Genomic DNA, 15850 nt, shown 5'->3' on the forward strand with positions numbered 1-15850 from the left:
CGGCGGGGAAGAAGCGGCCCGCTACGCGGCGGACTACACCGAAATCCGCGACACGATCTACCGGCTGGCCGGGGATCAGATGCGCAAGGGCAGCTTTGGCGGCCCGGCTGATTTTTCTATGGCGGACGGGGCGGCTCCTGAGGCGGTCGTGGCGGAGGACGCGGCGTCGGCCGCGGACGCCGGCGGGATGATCCGCAGCGCGCCCGCCGCCTTCTCCGGCACCAATGTGCAGGAGGATGGGGTCGATGAGGCGGACATCGTCAAAACGGACGGGAAATACCTCTACAGCTATGTCTACCAGAATACGACGAGCCAGTCCCCGGCGATCTTCATTGCGGATGCGCAGGAGATGACCCTGACCGCGACGATCAAGGTCGATCCGGCGATCGATGAATTCTATCTTGACGGCGACAAGCTGGTCACCGTGGGTTACAGCGACGACGAGCTCCCGGCTCCCGAACAGACGGTGGTCGAGGCGACGGACGACAGCCTTATCGACACGTCCGCCGCGGCGTCCGACGCGGCTTTGCGGAAACGCGGGGGCTGGGACGGCGGAGTTGAGATGACGGTCTACGATATTTCCAACCCGACCGAGCCGCAGGAGGTGCGCTCCTTCCGGCAGGACGGGAGTTACGTCTCCTCCCGTATGATGGACGGAACCCTCTACCTTGTCAGCCGGAAATATGTCTACGCGGATCTTTCCGATAGATTTACGCCCATGAGCGATATCGTGCCGGTCTGCTTTGAGAGCGGCGCCGCCGAACCCCGGCTTCTGCCCGCGGACAAGATTGCGATCGCGCCGGGGTGCAGCTCCGCGGATTACGCGGTGGTGTCCGCCGTGGATGTGCGGACGGGGAGATCGGATACCCGCGCGGTGCTCGGCGGTGGAGAGGGCATCTATATGTCGCCCGACAGCCTCTATGTCTATTATGGCTCCTGGCGGGGCACCGCTTCCGAATCGGAGAGCTATCAGCGCACCGGGATCGTCAAGTTTTCCGCCGGCGACGGCGGACTGGACCTCATGGGGACCGCGTGGGTCGACGGGTACGTCGACGGGCAGTTCGCGTTCAGCGAGCTCGACGGCAATCTGCGGGTGGCCACCTCGGCGGAATACCCCGTAAAGGGCGCGAGCAACAACCTCTATGTGCTCGACGGCGGTATGCGGCTGATCGGCAGCCTGGAGGGACTCGCGCCCGGCGAACGCATCTATTCGGTACGGTACCTCGGCGAGATGGCCTATGTCGTGACCTTCCGGGAGACCGACCCGCTCTTTGCGATCGACCTTTCGAATCCGCGCGCGCCCAAGGTGCTCGGGCAGCTCAAAATTCCCGGCTTTTCGGAGTACCTGCACCCGCTCGGCGACGGGCTCCTGCTCGGTATCGGGCAGAGCGTCGACGAGCGCGGCACGGCGAACGGCGTCAAGCTCTCGATGTTCGACGTCTCCGACCCGCTCGCGCCGAAGGAGCTCTATGTCTACAACTTCGGAGGCGAGGGCGTCTGGGCGGAGGCGCTGTTCAACCACAAGGCGGTCCTCTTCGACGAGAAACGCTCCCTCTTCGGCTTTGCGGTGGACACGGGCTTCGGGCGGATCGTCAGCAGCTACTATGTGTTCAGCTACGGCAGGGACGCGGACAGCTTCACCCTCAAGGCGAAGATCAGCCATGACGACTTCGGGCCGAACGCGTTTTCCGGGGTGAACCGGGGACTCTACATCGGGGATACCCTCTACACCTTCTCGCCCGACTGGATCGTGAGCTACGATCTCGGCAACTTTACGCGGAAGGAAATTCTGCCCCTCAAATAGAAAAACAAAAACGGCCGCCGTCGGCGGCTGTTTTTGTATCCCTGCAAACTGGGGAACATGGCAGCCACTGACGAAAAGGATGAGAAAAGACGCCCTGGAAACGGCGTCGGGAGGAAGATGCGATGCGGATTCTTGTGGACGCCGACGCCTGTCCGGTCAAGGAGCAGATCGTGCGGCTTGCGAAAAAGCGGGGGATCGCCGTCGTCATGGTGATCGACAACACCCATATCCTGAACGACGGCTACAGCACCGTGATCACGGTGGACAAGGCCCGGGACAGCGCGGACATCAAGCTCGCGAACCTCATGGAACGCGGGGATGTCGTCGTGACGCAGGATTTCGGCGTGGCGGCGATGGCGCTGGGCAAGGGCGCGCGCGCCCTCAGCCAGAACGGGATGGTCTACGATTCCGGCAACATGGACCGCCTGCTCTTCGAGCGGCACCTCGGGCAGAAGGTGCGCCGGGCGGGCGGCAGGACGGGCACGATCAAAAAGCGCACGGCCGCGGACGACGAAGCGTTTTCCCACGCGCTGGAGACCCTGCTGGACGAATAGAATGAATGGTAAAAATGGAGGTATCATACGGATGGCGCTTCAGCTTGTGGGATGGAATGTTGTCTTGGACGCCGATAATGCGGACGAGCTGTCCGCATTTTATGAACGGCTGCTTGGCTGGACGCGGTTCAAAGGTGAAGAATACACGGTTTTAAGGAATGAAGGGCAGCCGGGATTTCCGACCTGGATTACCATTCAGCAGGTGGATGATTATGTTCCGCCCATTTGGCCCGCGGCCCCGGATGAGCAACAGCAGATGGCGCATGTGGATTTCCATGTTGAGGATGTGGAGGAAGGGGTGGAACACGCCCTGTCGTGTGGCGCGGCCATCTCTGACGTCCAATTCGATGAGCGCTGGCGGGTGATGATTGACCCTGCGGGGCATCCGTTCTGTATACTGCCTCCAATCATGCCCTGGACGTAAGAAGGGAGAGCCCCGGAAACGTCAGCATACCAGATTGGCTGAATAGGTCCGCGTGGAATAAAACGATCTATTAAAAACCGCCCGCGTGATGCGGGCGGTTTTCGATTGTCCGGGGATCCGGTTCCCGGGGCCTGCGGTCATATGCTGCGCACCATCCGTTCGTAGGTGCGGCGCTCCTCGATCGTTTCCCGGGAGGCGGCGACCGCGCTGTTGGCGACCGGCGCGCCCTTTTGCAGGGCCTCGAAGTCGGAGCGCTTGATCAGGTAGCCGGTCACGCGGATGACGTCGCTGTCCGACTCATAGGTGGAGATGTACTGCATGCCGACCTGGAAGGCCCCCTTGAAGACGTCGAGCACGGCGGCGGGGTTTTGGAGCGCGGTCTGGTCGAAGGGGAAGATGTCGCCGATCCCGGACGGGAAGAAACGGTGGAACATCCCCGCCTGCCGCAGATGGTCGTAGAGGGGGATCTCACTGCCGATGGCGAGGCGCACGCCGGGGGTGACGCCGTTGTCTCCGACGGCGCCGACCTGCGCGTGCAGCAGGAAACGGTGCCCGTTGACCTCGCAGTACCTGCTTTCAAAGGCGTTCACCTGCCGTTCGATCGCCTCCACGATGCGCAGGCCGAGCCGGTTGGCCTCCTCATCCGGGCCGTAGCGGCCCGGCTTGCCGCAGAGGTCCATCAGCGTGTTGACACATTCGTTCATGCCGACCAATCCGAACAGCCCGACGAAGCGTTCCCGTTCCAAAAAGCCCTCCCTGACAAGGAAATTCGTCCGGAAGAAGGGGATCTCCTCGGCGATGAAGCGGATTTTTGCCTCCATGAACCGGCAGGCGGCGTCCACCGCCTCGGGGAGCCTGACGGAGAAAAACTCGTCGAGGCTGCGGCAGCGTTCGGCGATCCTGCAAAGCCGCATCCGAGAGAGGGAGTAGGCCCCTCCGCCCACATAGAGGCCGTTGTAGCAGCTTGCGATTCCATACCGTTCTCCAATGCGGGAACGGTAGTAGGGGTCGAAGGCGAAGGCGGGGTTGGCGCACCGCAGCGCGCTGGAGACGCAATTGACCGCGAATTCGTCGGGCGTAACCGCGGGGTCGTAGAGCAGCGTGAGGTTGGGAACGGCGTTTTGCAGCTCCGGGAGCAGCTCGACGACCAGTTCCCCTGTGACGGTGGCCTCGGGGCCGATGTTGGCATGGCAGAAGCTGTCGCTCACCATCCGGTCGAGCGCCGTCAAAAAGAGGCGCAGCATGTCGCGGGCCTCGCCGCGCGGCACCTGCCTGACAAAAGGCTCGAGCATCCGATCAATCCGCCCGATGTATACGGGATAATGGGTCACCGACGGGACGTGGGAGTAAAAAATCATGAGCGAGGCGAGCGCCTCCGCCAGCGTCCCGGGCGGCGGAAGGCGGAGGAATTCGCAGCCCCGCTCCAGAAAGCGCTCGTAGTCGGGGAGGATGTAGCGGGGACAGAGGGGGGCGTGGCCGTCGTTGTGGTCGCAGAGGATTTCCTCCTCCACCAGCCGCTGGAAGTTGTCCGGCACGCCCTCCGGGTAGCCGCAGAGGTTTTCCGCGAACTCCGCCAGGGAAAAAACCGTCTGCATGTGCGTCTTGGTTGGGTCCTTGATGATCTCCATGATCTGCCGCTGGATCGATTCCATTGGATCGCCGCCTTTCCGAGGATTGTTCCGGTTCCATCATAGAGCGGCGGCGGAAAAAGAAAAATGACAATTGACATCTTTTGAAAAGTGGTCTATGCTGTTGATGGAAAGGGGGCGGCGCGTTGGAATTCACGGAGGGTGTCAGGGAGCTCATGAACGCCGCCGTCCGGGGGGAAGCGGGCCCGGAACTGCTGTCCCGCTGCTGCGGGCCGGGGCTGCGTGCGCGCAGGATAAAAAGAGGGGAGCGGGTTCTCCACGCGGGGTTCCCCATCCGCACCGTCCGGATCATGCTTTCGGGGCGGTGCCACGTCCTCACGATCTCCCGCGACGGACAGAGCTTTATTGCCTATGTCAACGAGGGCTTCCAGATTTTCGGCCTCACCGAGCTGCTCTGCGGCGGGGATACATTCACCGCGTCGATCACCGCGGAGGAGGACTGCCTCTTTGCCGAGGCGGACGCGCAGCGTTTCTGCGCGCTGCTTGAAGGCGGCGGCGATTTTTCCGGCATGGTGCTGCGCTACCTGGCGTCCCTCGTGGAGCAGGCGATGCAGAACAGCGTCCGCCGCCGGTTCGCGGGAGGATACGAGGCGGTGCTACTCTACCTCCATGAGCGGGTCAGGCAGGAGACGCCGCCGGTATCCGTCCGGATCAACCGTCGCGTCCTCTCCGAGCTGCTGGGACTGAACCTGCGCACCCTCTACCGCTATTTCGACCGGCTGGAGGCGGAGGGCTATGCCGTGCGGGAGCATGGCAGGCTGGCGCTGGACAGCCGCGCGCTCGGGCGGCTGGAGGCGGCGGCCCGGGAGATTTACGAACGCATGTGAAGAAAAAGCACGGCCCCAAACGGGGCCGTGCTTTCGTATGGGAGAATGGGAATCAGCCGAGAAGCTGGGCTTCGAGGCGGTCCCAGTTGAGGGAGATCATCGAAGGGGCGATCACGCCGCGCTCGGTGATGAGCCCGGTGATCTGGTGCGAGGGGGTCAGGTCGAAGAACTGATTGATGACATCGATCCCTTCCATGCTGTCGAAATCGCCGGGGGAGACGATCTCAGCGGGGGTGCGGCGTTCGAGCACGATCGGGTGTCCCTGCGCGGTGCGGCAGTCGAGCTTATAGATCTCGCTGGCGATATAGACCGGCTTTTTGCAGGAGAGCGCGAGCTGGGAGATCAGCGCGGTGCCCATCTTGTTGGCGACCGAGCCGTCCCACGCAATGGTGTCCGCCCCCATGATGATGAGGTCGCAGGTGGGCATGAACTCCCAGATGGAGGCGTCGGTGACATAGGTGACGGGGACCCGCAGCTCCTGGAGGATTTTTGCCGCGACGCGGGATTCGCGCAGGGGACGGGACTCGGTGCAGATCAGGCGGAACTGCTTCCCCTGCCTGGCGGCCGCGGTAAAGACGCTCATCAGGGCGCTCGAATAGCTGTGCATCATGACCGTGCAGCCGTCCTGGATCAGGTTGGCTCCGTTCTCCCCAAGGTGGTCGACGGCGCTGAGGGAATACTGGATGATCCGCTGGCAGAGCGCCGCGATCTCGCCGGTGACGGTGGAAATCTCCGTGCCGGCGGGGAAGGAGTCGAGCTTTTTATAGACGAGGGACTTGGAGTTATAGATGGTGGCCATTGTGGGCTTGAGGCTTAGCAGCTCGCCCGAGATGTAATCGAACCGTTTCCTGAGTGCGTCCGTGTCCGAGAAATTTTCCTGGGTGCAGGCGAGGTAGTACGCCCACGCGGCGGCGCGCCCGAACGGACTGCCGCCCTTGACGTTCATGTTGCGCACCTCATCGATGACGTGCTGTGCCGACTGGAATTGGATGTCCTGTAGCATGGTAATCGCTCCTTTATTAATATGATATCTTATTGAATCCGGCCGATGAAAAAGCAGGGGACGTCCAGCTCCGCGGCGAGCGCCGCGCCCGATTCCTCCGGCAGGCTGACCAGCACGGCGGTACAGGACCCGGCGGAGGTCTTAAGGTCGACGGGGGGATGGTCGACAGGCAGGAACCGCCTTCCGACACACTCCGCGAGCTGGCCGGCTTCATATAACGCGCCCTTCGAGCCGACGGGGAGGATTTCATGGACGAAGCGTAGCTCCCGCAGCTTCGCCACGGTGGAGATCTTGGCGACGGTGTCGTCGCGTTCGCTGTAGTGCTCGACAATCCCGCTCTGCGGGACGCCGGCGCAGTAGACCGCGTCGCCCGGGCAGGTGCGGCCGAGTCGGAGCGCGGAATCGCTCACGAGCCCGACGACGGTGACGCCGATGCCCGTCTGGAGGGTCAGCATGTTGTCCTCGGTGCTGCCGGTAAACTGTATGCTGTCCAGCAGGCCGCAGCTGCGCAGCTCCTCCTGCATGGCGGAAATGATCTTCCGTCCGCTCGGCTCCATCTCCACACAGAGATTGTCCGCGATGACAATGGGGGTGGCGCCCGTGGCGAGGACCTCCATGGTGGGGACCTTCAGGGCGCTGACCGCGGTTTCGTCATAGGTGTTGCGGTGGGTGTCGTTCGGCTTTTCCCCGTTGGAGGCGTTGGAATCGCAGGCGACGACGAGGCTCAGCTCTCCCAGGAGCCGGAGGATGGAGAGGTCCCGGTATTTGCGGATCCGGGAGGAAAAGCTGTGCCTGCGGGTCATCTCCAATAACTCTTCGTATTCATTCCAGATGATCTCGGGCGTGAAAGCACCCATAAGGAATCCCTCTTTTCCAGACTTGATGAATTTACTATAGCACAAGATGATATAGTTGTATAGATGTTTTTATGAATTTTACGATTTGCACAGTTTCAGGCCCGAATTTTCTCCATGACGGCTGGAAGTTTTGCATAAAGCGCCGCAATCCAGCATGAAATGCGAGAAAACGCAGAAATATGCCGGGGAAAAAGGACTCAATCTGCATAATAAAAATGAAAATAGAAAAAGAAAACTATTGACAATTACGGAGAGCGCGTGCTACCCTTATCCCATAAACATATAGACAACTAAATCTATAAAACACTAAATCTATTTGCTGAACAACCAGGCGGTTGCACCGAAGGAGGTTATCGGATGGCTCCTCTTGTACGGATGGAATCCATTACAAAACGCTTTGGGGCGCTCGTGGCGAACGACCGGATTGACTTTTCGCTGGAATCCGGCGAGACGCACGCCCTCGTCGGGGAAAACGGAGCGGGCAAAACGACGCTGATGCGGATTCTCTACGGCCAGTATGCCCCGGACGCGGGGAAGATCTGGATCAACGGGGAACCCTGTTCCTACCACGTCTCGGGCGCGCTCAAGCATGGGATCGGCATGGTGCACCAGAACTTCATGCAGATCGACCATATGAGCATCACCGAAAACATCATTCTCGGCCACGCGCCCACCAGGGCGGACTTTATCGACTACCGGGCGGCCAAAGAGAAGATCCGCGGGCTGCTGGCGCGCTTCGGCATGCAGAAGATCTCCCCCGACACGCCGATTGGAAGCCTCTGCGTGGGCGAGCGCCAGAAGATCGAGATTATCAAGGCGCTCTACCTGGGCGCGCGGGTGCTCATCCTCGACGAGCCGACGGCGGTGCTGACGCCGCAGGAGTCGGACGAGCTCTTCGACGTTATCGACGAGCTCAAAAAGGACGGCACCTCCATTGTGTTCATCTCCCACAAGCTGCGGGAGGTCATCCGGGTGGCGGACCGCATCACCGTCATGCGAAAAGGGCGGGTCGTGGCGCATTTCAAGCGCGGGGAGGCCTCCGAGACCGACGTGGCGCGCGCGATGATCGGCAAGCAGGACGTCCAGCTCATCCAGAACAGCGAGCGGGGCGAGGTGGGCGAGCCGGTCTGCGTCTGCAAAAACCTCTGGTATATCGACGGGGGCGGCATCCCGCGCATCCGGGACCTCTCGTTTGCGGTGCGTCGCGGGGAAATCCTCGGCGTGGGCGGCGTGGAAGGAAACGGGCAGACCGAGCTCATCAACCTGCTGATCGGGATGTTCCGCCTGTCGGGCGGCAGCATCCTGCTGGACGGCGAGGACGTCACCCGGCTGCCGATCCGCCAGCGGCGGGCCAAGGGCGTCGGCTACATCTCGGAGGACCGGATGACGACGGGGCTGGCCTTACAGGCGAACGCGGACGAGAACCTCATCTGCGGGGTCGCGGAGCAGCCGCCCTTCAGCAGGCGCGGAATCCTGCGCGGCAGGGCGATCGCGGAGAACACGGCGGAGATGGTCCGCAAGTTCGACATTCGCGGCCTCACGCAGGACAAGCCGGTCAAGTCGCTCTCGGGCGGCAACATGCAGAAGATCGTCCTGGCGCGGGAGATCAGCCGGAACCCCAAGCTGCTGATCGCGGCGCAGCCGACCCGCGGGCTCGACATCGGCGCGATCAACTTTGTGCGGGAGCACCTGCTCGAGCAGAAGCGGCGCGGGACGGCGATCCTGCTGGTCTCCGCCGACCTGGAGGAGCTGATGAGCCTGAGCGACCGGATGATCATCCTCTACGAGGGACGCTGCTCGGGCGAGGTGACCGACATCCCGTCGGCGACCGAGGCGGAAATCGGGCTGATGATGGGCGGCATCACAAGCTCGGAAAGGGAGGCGAACTGAAATGGGAGAGAATGTCATGGAGCGGAAGCTCCCGCAGATTTCCTTAAAGAAGCTGCTGGGCGGCCTGTCTCCGGTGGTGGCGGTGCTGATCGCGTTTGTCGTCGCGGGGCTGGTCGTGCTGGCTTCGGGCGGAAACCCGTTCGAGGCGTACCGGGCGCTGGCAAAGGGCGCGCTGGGCAGCTGGGTCGGCATCAAGAACACCATCCGTTACACCCTGCCGATCATCCTGCTGGCGTTTTCCTTCTCAATCTGCAACCGCTGCGGCTACTTCAACATCGGCCAGGAGGGCCAGATGTACTTCGCGGCGCTGGGCATCGCCTTTGTGCCGCAGGTCATCCCCAGCGCGCCGCTCTGGATGCAGGCCGTCGTCATGGTGGCGGCCGGGGCGCTCTTCGGAGGGCTCATCTCGCTGCTGCCGGCGGTATTTAAGTTCCTGTTCGGGGTCAACGAAGTGGTCATCGCCATCCTGATGAACTATATCATCCTTCTGCTGACCGACTACCTGCTCAACAACGGGCCGATCGCAAAGGCGGACACCACCGTGCCGATGTCGGTGAACCTCGCACCCTCCCTCAACACGACCTTTATTCTGATCGCCGTGATCGCGATCATTATCGCCTACGCGCTCTGCATCCGGGGGACCGTTCCGGGCTATGAGCTGCGGATGATCGGACATAACCCGAAGTTCGCCAAGGCATGCGGCGTCAAGACCATCCGGATCGTCCTGGTCGTCGCGCTGCTGGGCGGCGTCTTTTCGGGGCTGACCGCCGCGGGCGAGGTCATGGGCGTCTACCACAAGGTCTACAACAATTTCGCGGTGGACATGGGCTTCAACGGCATGACCGCCGCGCTCATCGGCAAGGATTCGACGCTCGGCATCATCTTCGGCTCGCTCATCCTCGGCGCCCTGCAGAGCGGCGCGGTGACGCTGTCGGTCGAGACGAGCGTCCAGGCGGAGATGGTCCAGGTGGTCAAGGGCTTCGTCATGCTATTCGCCACCATCAATATCATGCGGTACCTGCTCCAGAGCAGGCGGAAGGAGGGGAAGACGGCGTGATCAATGTGGAACAGCTGCTGAACCTGTCGGTCCGGCTGGCCGCGCCGGTCATCCTCATCTGCCTGGGCGGCCTCTTCTCCATCAAGGTGGACATCTTCAACCTCGCGCTCGAGGGCTTCACCCTCTTTGGGTGCTTCGCAGCGGTGGTCGGGACCTATATGACGCAGAGCGTTTTGGGCGGCATCCTTTTCGCCGTCCTGCTGACGCTGCTCGTCGCGCTGGTCTACGCGCTCTTCGTCTTTGAACTGGACGTCGACCCGATCATCTGCGCGCTGGCCTGTACGACGATCGCAACCGGCCTGACGCGGTACCTGCTCGTCCCGATCTTCGGCGCGAGCGGACGGTTTATCCTGCCGTCCGAGCTCGCGCTGCCGACCATCCATTTTGCCTTCCTCGAAAAAATCCCGCTGGTCGGGCCGGTCCTGAACGACCACTCGATCCTTGTCTATCTGGCGCTCCTCCTGCCCTTCGCGGTCCACATCTTTCTCTACCGGACGAACATGGGCCTGTCGGTGCGCGCGATCGGGAAAAACGCCGACGCGGCCCTCTCCGCGGGCATCGGCATCAAGCGCATCCGCTATTTCGCGCTGGCCTTAAACGGCGTCTTCTGCGGGCTGGCGGGCGCGCAGCTCGCGCTCTCCCTCAACATGTTCAACGTCGGGATGACCGACGGGCGCGGCTTTACGGCGATCGCGGTACTCGTCCTCACGGGGGCGGAGCCGGTGCTCTCGCTGCTGGCCTGCCTGATGTTCGGATTCTCCGACGCGCTGGTGCTGACCCTTTCGGGCAGGGGGTACCCGGTGCAGATCCTGTCGATGCTGCCCTACGTGCTCGCGCTGATCGTGGTCATCGCGCCGCTGCTCATCCGGAGCCTGGTCAAATGGATGCGCAAGCGGTCTGCGGAAAAGAAGCTGATTGTTATGGGATCCGACGTTACCGCCGGAGACCGTCAATAAAACAATTCAAAGGAGAACGGAAAATGAAAAAGTCTGTAAAGATCCTTGCTCTCGCAATGGCGCTGGTTCTTGTCGCGGCGGCGTTCACCGCCTGCGGCGGCCAAAAGGCGCCGGAGACCTCCACCCCGGCCGCTCCCGCGGAGGACGCCTCCGCCCCCGCGTCCGGCGACGGGGACGCCGCTGAGAAGAGCTACAAGGTGGCGCTCGTTTCCGACATGGCCGTCGACGAGGCCGAGTGGCTGCAGAACCTGGTCGCGGGCCTCGGCGACTACCAGACCGAGCATCCGAACATCGAGGTGAAGGTGGTCGAAGCCACCCAGTCGAGCGAATATGAGCCCAAGACCCGTGCGCTGGCGCAGGCGGGCTACAACATCATCATCACCACCAACTCCAGCATGGCCGACGCGACGACCGCGGTGGCCGGGGACTTCCCGGACATCCTCTTCGGCAGCCTGGACGGCGTGATCTCCGACATCGCGGATTACCCCAACCTGCAGGAATTCGGCCTGAACCGCACCGAGACCGGATATCTCGCCGGCGTGGCGGCGGCCTGCGCGACCAAGGCGAATAAAGTCGGCATCGTGGCGGGCGCGGACGAGCCGGTCATCAACGCGATCGTCGCCGGCTGGCAGCAGGGCATGCGCAGCGTCAATCCCGACATCGAGGACATGGTCGCCTATGCGAACACCTGGACCGACCCGACCAAGGGCAAGGAGCTTGGACTCATGCTCGTCAACGAGGGCTGCGACGTGATCGCGGCAGCGGCGGGCGGCACCGGCGTCGGCGGCGCGCAGGCAGCGGCGGAAAAGGGCGTCTACTTTGTCGCGTGGGACGTGCACTACCAGGACGTGCTGGGAGATCTGGAGCTGGGCAGCGCGGTCAACTTCTTCGACAAGATGGTCATCCAGTTCATCGAGGACGCGATCTCCGGCAATTTCCAGGGCGGCAAGCGGGTCGACTACGGCATCTCCGAAGGCGTCTGCAGCTTTGAATATCTGGACAATTCTCCCCTGAGCGACGAGGCGAAGGAGAAGATCCAGGCGGCCTACGACGATATCATCGCGGGTAAAATCGACATTTCCACTGAGCCGCTGCACAAGTAAGCGGAAGAGAGAAGCGCGGACCCTCCGGGGAATTTCCCCGGAGGGTTTCGCGGAAATCCGGCGGCGCGCAACAGCCGCCGAATTGGTTGACACATCCAATTGGAATGTGTATTATGAAAACAGGCAGAGATATACATACAGATGTCTGATTAAATGGAGCTTGTATGACTCCGGAATTCGGGTGAAGAGATGAGTGCGCTGAAGAGGGTCGCCGGGGTTTCCCTGTACCATCAGATTATGGAAGATCTTCGAAAAGAAGTTCAGGGAATGGCATATGGGGAGCAGATCGAAACGGAGCAGCAGCTCGCGGAAAAATACGCCGTGAGCCGGGGCACCGTCCGCCAGGCGATTACCGCGCTGGTAAACGAGGGCCTGCTGACCAAGATTCAGGGGAAGGGGACCTTCAAAAGCGGCGTCGCGCTCGACCGTTCCACCGCCGTCGTCAAGAGCTTTACGGATCAGCTGCTGGCCTCGGGGCTCGTGCCGGGAATCCGCGACGTGCGCCTCGAATCCGACTTCGCGGACGAGCGGACGGCAAAGCATCTGGGGCTCGCGCCCGGGACGCCGATCTGGCGGCTTTCCCGCGTGAGGCTGGCGGACGGGGTGCCGATCTCCTACTGTACGGCGTACATCAATCCGGTTTACGCGGCGGGGCTCCGCGCGGACGACCTGGAGATGTCGCTGATCGCGATGTTTACGGAAAAGCTCGGCGTCCCGCTCCGGCATGGGGAGAGCTTTGTCACCGCGACGCTGGCCAGCGAGGAGCTGGCGCGGCGTTTGGGCGTCAGCACCACGACCCCCATCCTGCGCCTGGAGCACGTCGGCTTTCTGGCGTCCGGGGACCCGGTGTTTTTCGACGTCACCGACTCCATCGGCGAACGGTATGTCATGCAGATCGAACAGGGCTCCTACGGCAGGGGCTGAGGGATTCCGGCCGCACCGGGGTCCCTTAGAAATTGTCAAAATGATCTAGATGTCCATATGATATATGCAAGTGATTACGAATCGTGGAGGTATGACTGCAATGAATCTGAAAAAGTATTTGGATATTACGCCCGAGATCGCGCAGGCCGTGAGCGAAAACCGCCCGGTGGTGGCGCTCGAATCCACCATCCTCAGCCATGGCATGCCCTATCCGCAGAACCTGGAATTTGCGCACAAGGTGGAGGAGATTATCCGCGCCGAGGGAGCGGTTCCCGCCACGACGGCGATCCTCGGCGGAAAGCTCAAGGTCGGGCTGACGGCGGACGAGCTGGAGCGGATGTGCAAGCCGGGCGACATCGGTAAGGTGAGCCGCCGGGACGTGGCGGTCTATCTGGCGCAGAAGCGGGACGGCGCGACGACGGTCGCCACGACCATGCTGATCGCCTCGCTGGCGGGAATCCGCATATTTGCGACGGGCGGAATCGGCGGCGTGCACCGCGGCGCGCAGGAGACCTTCGATATTTCCGCGGACCTGCAGGAGCTGGCGAACACCCAGGTCGGCGTGGTCTGCGCGGGGGCGAAGAGCCTGCTCGACCTCGGCCTCACGCTGGAATACCTCGAGACGTTCGGCGTGCCGGTCCTGGGAGTGCGCACGGAAGATTTCCCGGCCTTTTACTGCCGCAGCAGCGGCCTCAAGGTGGATTACCGGATTGACACCGAAGAGGAGATCGCCCAGATTCTCCGCACCAAATGGGAGCTGGGGCTCAAGGGGGGCGCGGTCATCGCGAACCCGATTCCGGAGGAATTCGCGCTCGACTACGACGAGATGGAGCAGGTGATCACCAAGGCGCTCGACATGGCGAAGGAGCAGGGCGTCCACGGCAAGGCGACGACCCCCTTCCTGCTGGCGGCGATCAAGGACATGACCCACGGCGTATCGCTGGCGAGCAACCTCGAGCTTGCCTACAACAACGCGCGCGTCGCGGCGCGGATCGCCGTCGGATACTGCAAATAAGCAATGATCGCATGCAAAAAGCCCGCGGCCAAAGGCCGCGGGCTTTTTCATGCAATGCAGGTACCGGCGAATCAATCGCTGGTGTAGGGGAGCAGCGCAAGATGACGGGCGCGTTTGATCGCGAGGGTCAGCTGGCGCTGGTGGCGCGCGCAGGTACCGGTGACACGGCGGGGGACGATCTTCGCGCGCTCGCTGAGATACCTTCTCAGGCGGGGGACGTCCTTATAATCGATCGGGCCGAGCTTGTCGACGCAGAAGGAGCAGACCTTTTTACGGCCTTTTCTGCCGCGCGGGCCACGGTTATCGGATCTGTCGTAAGCCATGATTCTAACCTCCTTGTAATGATATGGGGTTCACAGGTGGAAGAATGCGTTCAGAAGGGAAGGTCGTCGGAATCGGACGAGATCTCGGAGAAATCGCCCACGTCGCCGCTCGCATAGGAGACGGCGGGCTCCGGCGGGGCCTGGGTGGGAGCGGGGGCGGCATAACCCTGCTGGGAGCCGCTGGCGCTCTTGCTCTCGCCGAACTGGACGTTGTCCGCAACCACTTCGACGGCACGGCGCTTGTTGCCGTTGCGGTCCTCATAGCTGCGGGTCTGGATCGAGCCTTCGACAATGATCATCTTGCCCTTGCTGAAGTACTTCGACACAAATTCGGCGGTCTGGCGCCAGGCCACGACGTCAATGAAGTCGGTCTGGCGTTCCCGGTCCCGGGAGTAGTTCCTGTCGACCGCGACGGTGAAGGTGATGACCGACACACCGTTCGGGGTCTGGCGCAGTTCCGGGTCGGCAACGAGACGGCCCATGATAATCGCCCTGTTTAACATCGCGGTACACCTTCCTTACGCTTACTGCTCGGCGGGAGCAGCGGGTTCCTCGGCCGCGGGAGCGGCGGGGGCTTCTTCCTCCTTGGGCTCCTCCTTCGCCTCTTCCTCGTCTTTCGCGACGATCAGCGAACGCAGGACGCCGTCTGTGATCTTGTAGATACGGTCGAGCTCGGCGGGGAAATCGGGCTTCGAGGTGAAGTTGATCACCACGTAGTAACCGACGGTCTCATCGTTGATCGGATACGCCAGGGCGCGCTGTCCCCAGGTGTCGACCTTGGTGATGGTACCGTTCTCGCCGATGAGGGAAGAGAACTTCTCCACGAGCGCGTTGACGCTCTCCTCGCCGTTCTTCATGCTGAATACCATTACAGTTTCGTAGTTGGCTGTGAGCTGTGCCATTTGAACACCTCCTTTTGGACTTTAGGCCCTCTCTCGATGGAAAGGGCAAGGATGTTTGGACCGCGGAAGGAATTCCACGGTTAACCAGTAAATTATAGCAGGATTGCAGGAATCCGTCAAGGCCCAGACACTTCTTTTTTGTACAAGCTTTCGCTGTTTTCCGCCCGTCCGGTTGTGGTATAATATCCGCAAAGCGGATATTATATACCTTGATGGCCAACGGCTCGCCGCATGGTGCGGACGTTGCACCATAGCCAAACCGGCGAAGCCGGTTTCGCGCCGCCTGGCGGCGCGCAAGTCCAAAGGGCGTGCAACTATGGTATAGTAAGGATGGTAAAACGGCAGGGACCCATAAACGCGACAGGGGGCTGACAACATGAGAATCCTGACTTCCGAACAGATGAAGACGGTGGAGCGAAATTCCCTGAACTATTCGATGAGCTTCGAGCGACTGATGGAGAACGCGGGCAGCGCCGCGGCCGCGGCGATCCGCCGGGCGGCGGACGTGGAGGGGCGGTATGTCACGATCTTCTGCGGCCGGGGCAACAACGGCGGCGACGGG

17 protein-coding genes are annotated in these 15850 nt (G+C 62.0%); 11 read left to right on the forward strand and 6 right to left on the reverse strand.

Annotation, left to right across the window (positions count from 1 at the left end):
* From RDM88_RS07495 to RDM88_RS07505, 3 genes are all read left to right on the forward strand, one after another.
* The coding region (locus tag RDM88_RS07495) for a beta-propeller domain-containing protein (protein ID WP_308754243.1) at positions 1–1804 on the forward strand (1804 nt) is incomplete at its 5' end.
* Between the two features lie 122 nt (positions 1805–1926).
* The gene (locus RDM88_RS07500) at positions 1927–2358 is read left to right on the forward strand and encodes a YaiI/YqxD family protein (protein ID WP_308754244.1); all 432 of its coding nucleotides are present in this window, start codon (positions 1927–1929) and stop codon (positions 2356–2358) included.
* A gap of 31 nt (positions 2359–2389) precedes the next feature.
* Entirely contained in the window at positions 2390–2782 is a 393-nt protein-coding gene (locus RDM88_RS07505) for a VOC family protein (RefSeq protein WP_308754245.1), read from the forward strand.
* Between the two features lie 137 nt (positions 2783–2919).
* Here the strand turns inward: RDM88_RS07505 and RDM88_RS07510 are convergent, their stop codons facing one another.
* A complete protein-coding gene (locus RDM88_RS07510; RefSeq protein ID WP_308754246.1) occupies positions 2920–4434 on the reverse strand; it encodes a YjjI family glycine radical enzyme in 1515 nt (504 codons plus the stop codon).
* A 122-nt stretch (positions 4435–4556) separates the two neighbouring features.
* Here RDM88_RS07510 and RDM88_RS07515 point away from each other — a divergent pair, with 122 nt between their 5' ends.
* Complete coding sequence (locus tag RDM88_RS07515) at positions 4557–5258, forward strand: Crp/Fnr family transcriptional regulator (RefSeq protein WP_308754247.1); 702 nt, start codon at positions 4557–4559, stop codon at positions 5256–5258.
* Positions 5259–5310: 52 nt separating this feature from the next.
* On the opposite strand, the gene RDM88_RS07520 is transcribed toward RDM88_RS07515, so the two are convergent.
* Both RDM88_RS07520 and RDM88_RS07525 read right to left on the reverse strand, forming a co-directional pair.
* A complete protein-coding gene (locus tag RDM88_RS07520; protein WP_308754248.1) occupies positions 5311–6261 on the reverse strand; it encodes a translation initiation factor eIF-2B in 951 nt (316 codons plus the stop codon).
* A gap of 29 nt (positions 6262–6290) precedes the next feature.
* The gene (locus RDM88_RS07525; RefSeq protein WP_308754249.1) at positions 6291–7118 is read right to left on the reverse strand and encodes a hypothetical protein; all 828 of its coding nucleotides are present in this window, start codon (positions 7116–7118) and stop codon (positions 6291–6293) included.
* Positions 7119–7475: 357 nt separating this feature from the next.
* Here RDM88_RS07525 and RDM88_RS07530 point away from each other — a divergent pair, with 357 nt between their 5' ends.
* The 6 genes from RDM88_RS07530 (at position 7476) to RDM88_RS07555 (ending at position 14063) form a co-directional block, all read left to right on the forward strand.
* Positions 7476–9008, forward strand: coding sequence for an ABC transporter ATP-binding protein (locus tag RDM88_RS07530; protein ID WP_308754250.1), 1533 nt, complete (start codon positions 7476–7478; stop codon positions 9006–9008).
* Position 9009: 1 nt separating this feature from the next.
* Complete coding sequence (locus RDM88_RS07535) at positions 9010–10065, forward strand: ABC transporter permease (RefSeq protein WP_308754251.1); 1056 nt, start codon at positions 9010–9012, stop codon at positions 10063–10065.
* Positions 10062–11021, forward strand: a complete 960-nt coding sequence (locus tag RDM88_RS07540; protein WP_308754252.1) for an ABC transporter permease — start codon at positions 10062–10064, stop codon at positions 11019–11021. Before RDM88_RS07535 ends, RDM88_RS07540 begins: the two co-directional genes overlap by 4 nt.
* A gap of 23 nt (positions 11022–11044) precedes the next feature.
* Positions 11045–12124, forward strand: coding sequence for a BMP family ABC transporter substrate-binding protein (locus RDM88_RS07545; protein ID WP_308754253.1), 1080 nt, complete (start codon positions 11045–11047; stop codon positions 12122–12124).
* A gap of 189 nt (positions 12125–12313) precedes the next feature.
* Positions 12314–13048 carry a GntR family transcriptional regulator gene (locus RDM88_RS07550; protein ID WP_308754254.1) on the forward strand — a complete coding sequence of 245 codons (735 nt, stop codon included), beginning with the start codon at positions 12314–12316 and terminating at the stop codon, positions 13046–13048.
* A 100-nt stretch (positions 13049–13148) separates the two neighbouring features.
* The gene (locus RDM88_RS07555) at positions 13149–14063 is read left to right on the forward strand and encodes a pseudouridine-5'-phosphate glycosidase (protein WP_308754255.1); all 915 of its coding nucleotides are present in this window, start codon (positions 13149–13151) and stop codon (positions 14061–14063) included.
* Between the two features lie 71 nt (positions 14064–14134).
* Here RDM88_RS07555 and rpsR read toward each other — a convergent pair whose 3' ends face one another.
* From rpsR to rpsF, 3 genes are read right to left on the reverse strand one after another with little or no spacing between them, the layout of a single operon-like run.
* On the reverse strand, positions 14135–14386 hold the full coding sequence (gene rpsR, locus RDM88_RS07560) for a 30S ribosomal protein S18 (RefSeq protein WP_256151650.1): 252 nt from the start codon (positions 14384–14386) through the stop codon (positions 14135–14137).
* 50 nt (positions 14387–14436) lie between these two features.
* Positions 14437–14889, reverse strand: a complete 453-nt coding sequence (locus RDM88_RS07565) for a single-stranded DNA-binding protein (RefSeq protein ID WP_308754256.1) — start codon at positions 14887–14889, stop codon at positions 14437–14439.
* A gap of 21 nt (positions 14890–14910) precedes the next feature.
* Positions 14911–15288 (reverse strand): 30S ribosomal protein S6, encoded by a 378-nt coding sequence (gene rpsF / locus RDM88_RS07570; protein ID WP_101550064.1) that lies wholly within the window; start codon positions 15286–15288, stop codon positions 14911–14913.
* Positions 15289–15664: 376 nt separating this feature from the next.
* Here rpsF and RDM88_RS07575 point away from each other — a divergent pair.
* Positions 15665–15850 (forward strand): NAD(P)H-hydrate epimerase (locus RDM88_RS07575; protein WP_308754257.1); only part of this gene is annotated, 186 nt, incomplete at its 3' end.

Origin of the sequence: uncultured Anaerotruncus sp. (assembly GCF_902490045.1) — a bacterium.
In the GTDB taxonomy this organism is placed as follows: domain Bacteria; phylum Bacillota; class Clostridia; order Oscillospirales; family Ruminococcaceae; genus Anaerotruncus.